The sequence below is a fragment of the Paraburkholderia heleia NBRC 101817 genome, assembly GCF_000739775.1.
In the GTDB taxonomy this organism is placed as follows: Bacteria; Pseudomonadota; Gammaproteobacteria; order Burkholderiales; family Burkholderiaceae; genus Paraburkholderia; species Paraburkholderia heleia.
Map to the genome: position 1 here is coordinate 1 of NZ_BBJH01000028.1, position 9,351 is coordinate 9,351.

6 protein-coding genes are annotated in these 9,351 nt (G+C 62.8%); 4 read left to right on the top strand and 2 right to left on the bottom strand.

Features of this window, described 5'->3' with window-relative positions:
* From BHE01S_RS22915 to BHE01S_RS37070, 3 genes are all read left to right on the top strand, one after another.
* Positions 1 to 973: ABC transporter permease subunit (locus BHE01S_RS22915; protein WP_042268032.1), on the top strand; the 973-nt coding region annotated here is incomplete at its 5' end.
* A gap of 14 nt (positions 974 to 987) precedes the next feature.
* Positions 988 to 2,322: an ABC transporter ATP-binding protein gene (locus BHE01S_RS22920; RefSeq protein ID WP_042268033.1), complete on the top strand. Its 1,335-nt coding sequence runs from the start codon at positions 988 to 990 to the stop codon at positions 2,320 to 2,322.
* A gap of 804 nt (positions 2,323 to 3,126) precedes the next feature.
* Positions 3,127 to 3,888 carry a peptidoglycan recognition protein family protein gene (locus BHE01S_RS37070; protein WP_084069131.1) on the top strand — a complete coding sequence of 254 codons (762 nt, stop codon included), beginning with the start codon at positions 3,127 to 3,129 and terminating at the stop codon, positions 3,886 to 3,888.
* Positions 3,889 to 4,861: 973 nt separating this feature from the next.
* On the opposite strand, the gene BHE01S_RS22925 is transcribed toward BHE01S_RS37070, so the two are convergent.
* Both BHE01S_RS22925 and BHE01S_RS22935 read right to left on the bottom strand, forming a co-directional pair.
* On the bottom strand, positions 4,862 to 5,260 hold the full coding sequence (locus BHE01S_RS22925; protein ID WP_042268035.1) for an FKBP-type peptidyl-prolyl cis-trans isomerase: 399 nt from the start codon (positions 5,258 to 5,260) through the stop codon (positions 4,862 to 4,864).
* A gap of 305 nt (positions 5,261 to 5,565) precedes the next feature.
* Entirely contained in the window at positions 5,566 to 8,460 is a 2,895-nt protein-coding gene (locus BHE01S_RS22935) for a mechanosensitive ion channel family protein (RefSeq protein WP_052406063.1), read from the bottom strand.
* Positions 8,461 to 8,895: 435 nt separating this feature from the next.
* On the opposite strand from BHE01S_RS22935, the gene BHE01S_RS22940 reads away from it, so the two are divergent.
* Positions 8,896 to 9,351, top strand: a 456-nt coding sequence (locus tag BHE01S_RS22940) for an MFS transporter (protein WP_042268039.1), incomplete at its 3' end; no start/stop codon positions are given.

The following is a 9,351-nucleotide window of genomic DNA, read 5'->3' on the forward strand; positions in this document are numbered from 1 at the left end:
CCAGTTCCTGTTCCGCCCGCTCGTCGCGTGGGCCGACAAGTTCCGCATGGAGAACACGAGCTCGGGCGACGCCCCGGAATCGTGGCTGCTCGACCTGATTCGCCGCACGCGCCTCATTCATCGTCTGCTCGTGCCGATGGGCTTCCTGCTTGCCACGCTCGCGCGCATTCCGTTGCGCGTGCAACTGCCGAAGTCGCTGCCTGTCGTCACCACGATCAGCAAGCGCTCGCGTATCGGCGACATCATCTGGGCCGCGTTCGTGATCGCGCTGACCGTGTTCGTGGTGTGGCACGTCGTGGCCTATGTACGCACGGGCGTGACGCTCGATGAAGTCTGGCACGTGTTCGTGCTCGGCCTCATCACGCTGCTGCGCGTGCTGCTCCTGATCGCCATCGCTTCGGTGATCTGGGTGCCGCTCGGGGTGCTGATCGGTCTGCGCCCGGCGCTCGCCGGGAAGGTTCAGCCGCTCGCGCAGTTTCTCGCGGCATTCCCGGCAAACCTGCTGTTCCCGGTGTTCGTGATCGTGATCGTGCGCTTTCACCTGAACCCGGACATCTGGCTCTCGCCGCTCATCGTGCTCGGCACGCAGTGGTACATCCTCTTCAACGTGATCGCGGGCGCCAGTGCGTATCCGAACGATTACAAGGAAGCGGCCACGAACTTCCGCATTCGCGGCTGGCAATGGTGGAAGAAGGCCATGCTGCCGGGCATTTTCCCGTACTACATCACGGGCGCGATCACGGCTTCCGGTGGCGCATGGAATGCGAGCATCGTCTCCGAGTTCGTGCAGTGGGGCGACACGAAAGTCGTCGCGCATGGCCTCGGCTCGTACATCGCACAAACGACCGCTGCCGGCGACTTCCCGAAGATCATTCTGGGCATCGCGATGATGTCCCTGTTCGTTACGCTGTTCAACCGCGTGCTCTGGCGTCCGCTGTACACGTACGCCGAGTCCCGGCTGCGCCTCGATTGAGATGGAGTGACATCATGCTGAATCCGAAAATCGTCTCATCCGACCTGCTGCCGATGCGGCCCGCTCCCGGCCAGGAAGTGCTCGCCGTCAAGCATGTTTCGCGCGGCTTCGCGAAGAAAGAGGACGAGCGCCTCGTGCTCGACGACGTGAACCTCACGCTGCGCGAGGGCGAGATCGTCGGGCTGCTGGGCCGTTCCGGCTCGGGCAAGTCCACGCTGCTGCGGATCATCTCCGGGCTCATCGAGCCGACCGAAGGCGAGGTGAACTGGCTCGGCAAGCCGCTCGAAGGGCCTGCCGAAGGCGTGTCGATGGTGTTCCAGACCTTCGCGCTGTTCCCGTGGCTCACCGTGCTGCAGAACGTGGAAGCGGGCCTCGAGGCGCAGGGCGTGGGCGCGCGCGAGCGTCGCGAACGGGCACTCGCGGCCATCGATCTGATCGGTCTGGACGGCTTCGAAAACGCGTATCCGCGCGAGCTTTCGGGCGGCATGCGCCAGCGCGTGGGTTTCGCGCGCGCGCTCGTGGTCGACCCGACACTTCTGCTCATGGACGAGCCGTTCTCGGCGCTCGACGTGCTGACCGCCGAAACGCTGCGTACCGATTTGCTCGACCTGTGGACGCAAGGCCGCCTGCCGATCAAGTCGGTGCTGATCGTCACGCACAACATCGAGGAAGCGGTGTTCATGTGCGACCGCATTCTCGTGTTGTCGTCGAACCCGGGGCGCGTGTCGGCCGAAATCAAGGTGCCGTTCAAGCATCCGCGCAACCGTCTCGACCCGGCGTTCCGCAAGCTCGTGGACGACATCTACGCGAAGATGACGGCGCGCGAAGCCGCCGAGGCCACGCATCGCCGTCTCGAAGTGGGCAGCCGTCTGCCGGACGTGTCGACCAACATCATGGCGGGTCTGATCGAGACGCTGGCGGCCGCGCCGTATCACGGCCGCGCCGACATGCCGGAAATCGCGCGCTCGCTGCATCTGGAAGTCGACGACCTGTTCCCGATCGTGGAAATGCTCCAGCAGCTCGGCTTTGCCGACGTGCGCGAAGGCGATGTGCTGCTCACGCCGCCCGCACGCGTGTTCGCCGAGATGGGCACGCAGGCGCGCAAGCTCATGTTCGCCGATCATCTGCTGCGCAATGTTCCGCTCGCGGCGCGGATCAAGAAGGTGCTCGACGAGCGGCCCGGCCATCGTGCGCCGCGCGTGCGCTTCGAGCAGGAGCTGGAGGACGTGCTTTCGGATGTCGACGCCGAAGAAACGCTCGATACCGTGATCGAGTGGGCGCGTTATGGCGAGGTGTTTTCGTATAACGACCAGTCGGAAATCTTCAGTTTCGAGGACGTCGAGGCGTAAGGCCCCCCTGGTTTCCTGTCCGGGAAGTGGGTCGTGGAGACCCGATTCTCTCGGGTTCCCAGCGGGAACCGCGGCCTTCTTCAACTACGCCTGGGACATTGCGCCGCCCTTACAAGGGGCGGCTTTTTGCATTTCTGGCCATACGTTTTCAAACTTGTCTGATATCGGGCAGCCCCGGCCTTGTCGATCATAAATCTCGGGTCTGTATATCCGGATGGGATCTGCGGACCTTGGGGCGCAGGAGGCGCGCTCGCGCGAGCTTCTGCCTGCGGGAATCAACCAGCAGAAAAACGGTAGAGGGACAAATGGCTATTTACTATGCAGCGGTCGAAGGCGATCCACTCGACAGTGGTGAAGGCGGCCACGTCTACGGGACAAAGAAAACCATCGGGACCATCGAGGACGAAAGTGGTACGTCCCGTCGTATGGTATTTATCGGAGACGAGGCAAATGCGCGACTCCGCCCCGGATCGTTGCCGTTTATGGACAGAAGTTCAAGATCATTGACGGCGGCGGGGCGATGCGCAGCGGCATCGCTGAAAGCGCGACGGGCGCAGTATCTTCCGCGCCGCAGAAACCGGAGGTGCCGCGCCATGTTCGCTGGTTCTATGTGTGGGACGCAGCGACCGGTGAGCCACTTCGCAACCGCGATTATGTGGCAGACGTTGCGGGTTCCAGACAGTCCGGAAAAACTGACAGTGACGGTTATACGAAGATTGAAACCGACGGTGGGCAGTCGGTTGAGATCCACGCCACCTTTTCATCGCCCAGGCGGTCTCTGAAACCATATCGGGGGGCCTGAGAGTGGCTGATTACACGATTGAGCACTGGACCAACGCACATACCACGGCGGACGGCAATAAAAATGATGCCGTCGCAATCCGTATTGATGACAGAGCCGCGACGCGGCAGGCCATCATCACCCAGTTGAGGCGGAAGGGGTATCCGCTTATAGAGCGTTCAAGCTGGCACGCGCAACCGCCGCGCCCAGGTATGCGTCCGAGCCATTGGGACTATCAGGACATCGTTATACACCACGCGGGCCGCAGCTATTCCTGTGGTGCGCCGTCCATTGCAGAAATGCAGCGTGTGCAGGCGGACGATATGGGCAGAAGTCCGCCGTTCAATGATGCGGGATATCACTACGCCGTTTCATGTCAAGGCGAAATATACGAGGCGCGTGATATCAGGTTTATTGGTGAGCATGTCGCCGGAGATAATACTGGAAAGATTGGAATTGTGTTTCTTGCCGATCTTGTGAAGGCTGGTGAAGCATTTGAGCAGGAATACAGTAATCTATCGTTTTTGGAGAAAATCAAGAATATTCGCGTCATCTTGACTGATCAGGTTATCGTTAAGCATGATAATCCAACGACTCAGCAACTCAATGCGGCAGTCGCTTTATGTGGTGTGTTGAAGGATTATTTTCATATCTACAGGCTTGGCGGGCACAGGGAATATCAGCGGCTTGCGAATCGGCAGGGGCGAGCATGCCCCGGTAACCTTGGAATGGATATTGTAAAATCTCTGCGTTCAAGATTATCACTTGGGGCCCCCGGAGCGTGATTCATGAGAAAAAGTGGATTGTAGTCGTCTTGCTGGTCATTGGCGGGCTGCTCGGTTTCGTTTTTGATTTGTATGTTGGATACTATAATTCATATATTGATCATGATGGACATAGGGTGTATTTTTTAAAAGAAACCCCAACCCTAAGAAGCGAATTTATTAATCCTTTTGCAAATGAAGGTGATGCGCCAGCCGTCGATGATCTACCGTCCGACGTCCGCAGCGAACTCTCCGATTACTGTAGATATGCATACGGGATAGCTCATGGCGATTCGAAATCCCTCGAGGGATGTCGGGTGCGAATTCTTCGGGACGTTCAGTAGGTAGAGAGTATCAAGCGCTGAGCAGTGGTAAAGGGCGAGCCTGTCCGGGGAATTGAAATAGATAAGCCAATGGAGTCGTTAATGATGTAAAGGTGTGAACCAAGGTGCGATTGCAGTATTTCACAGCGCTTTTGTTTTGATGTACCGACCGGGGCAGGCATTGCGCCTGCCTTCTTTTCGACGTATTCGAACCACCGCCAGTCCCCGTCAACAGTCCAGTCCAGGCGAACAGGGTCACTCCACATATCGCCTCGTTCCGTAGAGAAGTAGTTTTCTTCAATATAGTTGAACCACTCGTCAGTGCATGGTGTGGCAGTCGGTAGAGAAGGGATGCGTGTTGTTATTGTGAGATAACAAAGCAAGAGTACGGAAGTCAGTCCTATCAATACCTTATGTCGTCTATGCACAGGTTTACCTTTCCGGAACTGAATTGACCGTAGCACTGTACCATGGCATTTCGTGGATTATTCGAGGCAAGCGACTTGCTACATCAATTGCATTGACTTCCAATCAGGTTAGCGCAGATTTCACAACTGCCATCCCTGGTTTGAGATGGCAAAGTAAAAAACCGGACGGTATGACCGACCGGTTTTTTTTAATACCTGATGCCCGATTTCGCCCGACGTCGGCCAGGCGTATCCAGGACTCGATTACTGCCCGATACCGATCAGTTCAATTTCGAACGTGAGGTCGCTGTTCGGCGGGATCGGGCCGACCGCGCGATCGCCGTAAGCGGTCGCCGCCGGGCAGGTCAGCTTCGCCTTGCCGCCGACCTTCATCTTCTGCACGCCTTGCGTCCAGCAGGGAATCACGCGATTGAGCGGGAAGGTCGCCGGGCCGCCGTGCTTGTCGGAGCTGTCGAATTCAGTGCCGTTCGCGAGCGTGCCGCGATAGTTCACGCGCACGACGTCGGTGGCGGTGGGTTGTGGACCGGTGCCTTGCTTGATGTGTTCGACGACGACGCCCGACGGCAGCTTGTCGATGCTGTTGGCGGCGAATGCGGTCGTTGCAACGGTGGCAGCGGCGACCAGGGCAAGCAGTGATTTCATGAAAGGTCCTCGTTGAATGGCTAATCGATTATATCGGGCGCGCCGTCCGGGTCCCGGTTCGTTGCCGGCATGACGGTTCAGACGCCCGGCGCAAGGTGAGCTTCTTCGGGACCCGCCGCGCCGCGCGTGCGGCGCACCATGCCTGCGCTCGCAGACCCTTGATTAGTCGGAGAACTTTACCCTGCCGGCGTTGCGCCGCGAGATGGCTTGCAGTGTATCGGTGAGCTTTTTCAGGAGACCGACCGGACGAAGCGAAAGGTGAGGCCGGTGCACGCGAGCCGCGCACCGGCCATGGCGTCCATGCATCAATTCGGCTTGCCGCTCGACGACCCGTTACCGTCGCCCGATGCCCCGGCGCGGCCAGTGCGCGGCTTGCCGCCTTGCGAAGCTGCTTTCGTCGAAGCGCCGCGCGCCTGCGCCCGCGTGCGATCGTTGCCGGTGGCGTCGTCGTGATCGTCGCCGTACGTATGCCCTTCGACATCGTCAGCGCGCGCCATGCCCACGAGGAAATTGCGCTGCGGATTCGCCAGTTCGATGCCGCGTTCCGTGAAGCGCAGCAGCACGCGCCTGTTGAACTCCCGCTGCACGCCCCAGCGCGCCGAGTCCTTGCACTGAATCTGCCCGACGAGCGTCACAGCCGCGCCGTCCACCTGGTCGACACCCCAGTACGCGAAGTCGCTGAGAATACCGTTCTTGAACGCGTCTTCCTTGCGGATCTCGGCGCCGATATCCTTGAGCGTGTCGATGGCGCGCTGCAGATCCGCGCCATGCGCGATCTGCACTTTCACCGCCGCGTTGCCGATGCCGCGATTCGTGTTGTTGACGGTCGTCACCGAGCTGAACGGCACGGTGTAGAGCGAGCCGTCGCCGCCGCGCAGGCGCACAGTGCGGATCGACAGAAACTCGACCGTGCCCGAGACGCCCGCCACCGTCACCCAGTCGCCCACCTGCATGGCGTTTTCCGTCAACAGGAAGATGCCGGTGATGAAGTCCTGCACGAGCTTTTGCGAGCCGAAGCCGAGCGCCACGCCGAAGATGCTCGCGCCCGCAATCAGCGGCGCGGTGTTCACGCCGAGCTGCGAGAGCGCGGTGAGCCCGACCACGACAAGGATCGAAACGAGCAGCGTGGTGCGGAACATCGGCAAGAGCGTGCGCAGGCGCGCGGCGCGCACGAAGTCGCCGGCGTCGGTCCACGCGTTCAGGCGCCGTTCGGCCGCGCCGTTTGCGAACTCCCAGATCGCGACAGCGGCGAAGACAGCGATCACGATAGTCAGGACTGCAGAACCCAGCATATGCCCGATAGGTGCGAGCGCGAGAATGCGTGCGGGACGCAGGCCCCAGACATGCAGCAGCAGGTCGAGCGTCACGATCCAGATCGCCGCGACGACGATGCGCCGCAGCGCAGGGTAATAGCGATACGCACGGCGCTGACCGAAGCTCATCTTCTCCTGTTCCTCGCGCAACCCGAACACGCGGCTCAATGCGCCGAGCAGCACGATCGCGCTCATGCGCGCGGCGAGCAGAACGACGAGCGAGAGTCCGCCCGCGCGCAGCAGCGCCGCGTAGCCGCCGCGCAGATCGAGCGCCCAGACGAACCAGAGCGCCAGGACGACGAAGAGCGCAACGCCGACCCAGATGTCGGCGAACCATTGCATGAACCAGGCATACGAGCCATGGCGCGCGGCGGCGGCGCGCATGGCATCGGCGACGGGGCGGCGCAGTTGCAGGACCATCACGGCAAGCGCGAGGTGCCCAGCCAGCGAGACGACCTTCACGAGCGCGAGATGCGCGTCTTCGGTCATGCCGAGCGGCACCGCCCCGCCAAGCGCCCCGCCCACGCCGCCGATCATCACGACGCGCACGAGCCAGCGCTGCGCATAAGCGGCCCAGTCGTCGGGGAGCGGCACGAGGCGCAGCGCGGCGGCGTCGGGCGCGAACAGCAGCTTGCCGAACATCACGATCACGCGGCAGATCACATACGTATCGACGATCTGGCCCACGGCTTCGGCGGGCGCGGCGTCGTCGGGGCCGAGGAGCGAAAGCACGCCCGCGGCGCACAGGCCGAAGGCGATCACGGGCACGACTTCGAGCAGCATCACGAGCAACGCGCCCGGCAGACGCTGCAGGAGGCGCCAGTGATGCGCGCCGCGCAGCGCGTGGTATGCCTCTTTCGCGCGGTCGGCGGCGGTTTTTGGCGAGGCGCCGGCGTTGTCGCCGGCTTGCGCCGCGACCACGGTGGCACGCGCCGCCGCGTTGGCATTGGCGTTCGCATTGGGGCCTGCGTTCGGGTCGCTGTCCTTGTCGTCCTTGCCCTCGGCGGGCTCCATGCCCGCGGCCTGGCGCAGGGCGTCCTGCTCCGCGTCGGCCTTGGCATCGGCGGCTTGCGCCTGCGCGGCGAGCGCGACGCTCGTGCCCGTCGCTTCAGGCGTTTGTGGCTGCGGCGCGGGCGTGCCGCCTTGCGGGGGCGTGGCGTCCTCGCGCTGTTTCGCGGCCTGATGCGCGGCGATGGCGCGCTCCGGCGAGGCGACGACGCGGCGCAGCACGGTGGCGAGCGCGAGCGCGGGCACGAGCGTGAGCAGCAGCACGCGCAGCAGCGCGAGCAGCAGCGCATGGCCTTGCGGTGTGTTCAGATGGTCCTGCCACCAGTTGCGCGTAGACCAGAGGCCGAGCAGCGTCACAAACGTATGGCTCAGATGCTGGCCGATCATGCGTGCGCCGTGCGCGGCGTGATCGGCGATCTGCACGACCAGACCGTTGGAGCGCAGTGCGCCTGCGAGCGGCGCCGAAGCGGGCGTGGCCGCGGCCACGCCGGAGGCCGCGGCGGGGGCACTGGCCGGTACGGTCGCCGAGGCGGGCGCGGCCAGCGCGCCGGCGGCGGCGATGGCGCGCAGTGTGTCTTCCATGTGGCCGCGCTGCACGGGATCGTCGAGAACCTGCAGGGCCGCCTGCGCCTGGGCGGGTGTGAGCGCCACGGGCGCCGCGGTGTTGGCCGCGTTGGCGTTAGTGGCGGGTGCGGCAGGCTGGGCGGGATGCGCCGGGCTCGTGCCGGGCTTGAACGCTTCGGCGACGGTGGCCGGTATAGCCGCCGTTGCACTCGACGCGCCGGGCGACAGCGTCAGGCCGGCTGAAACGGCGAGGGCGGAAACGAGAGCATAGAGGCGCGACGAGCGCGGAAACCGAAAGGCAGAAGAAAGGGACATCCTTGTCATTGGCTTACGGGTCGCGACTGCGGCGACCCTTCAGTGGCGGCGGAGGAAAAGACAGCGGAACGAAACGCGCGGCTGGAAGCGCGTTGGCGCGGCACACAGGCTGCCGCCGCCCGATTCGTCGGAACGTTCGACGCACTGCCGCAATTTTGGTGCCCACTTTGTGCACGGGTAGGCCACATGGCGTTTGCGGAACCGCCAAAAACGGCGCGGCGCGCGAAACGTGAGTGCTGACTATGCCGGGAGTATGCCTCTTTTACCTTACGAACGCGGATGAGACGCGCACGCCGGGCCTCGATAAAAGGGACGCCTCAATGCGGTGTCCGTTTTGCGGCCTACCCGGGTTTTGATCAGTGGCGCGTACGCCCAGGCGAATGCTACCGTTGCACGGTCAACATTCAGGCCCGCCAGAGGCCGATGAGGAGAGCCATGAACAGCGTCAGCATGACCGGAGCGCGCAAGGGCAAACTGAGCCGCACGCAGTTAATCGTCGCCGCCACAATCGGCAATGCGCTCGAATTCTTCGATTTCACCGTCTACAGCTTCTTCGCGCTGACCATCGGCAAGCTGTTCTTTCCCACCATGTCGAGCTACGGCCAATTGCTCGCTTCGGTGGCGACGTTCGGCGTGGGCTTCGTGATGCGGCCGCTGGGCGGCGTCATGATCGGCGCTTATGCCGACCGCGCCGGACGCAAACCCGCCATGACGCTCACCATCTTCATGATGGCGCTGGGCTGCATGCTGATCGGCGTTGCGCCCACCTACGCGCAGATCGGTGTGGCCGCACCGGTGTTGATCGTGTTCGCGCGTTTGCTGCAGGGGTTTTCCGCGGGCGGCGAAGTGGGCGCTTCCACCACGCTGCTGATCGAGGCGGGCACGCCCGCC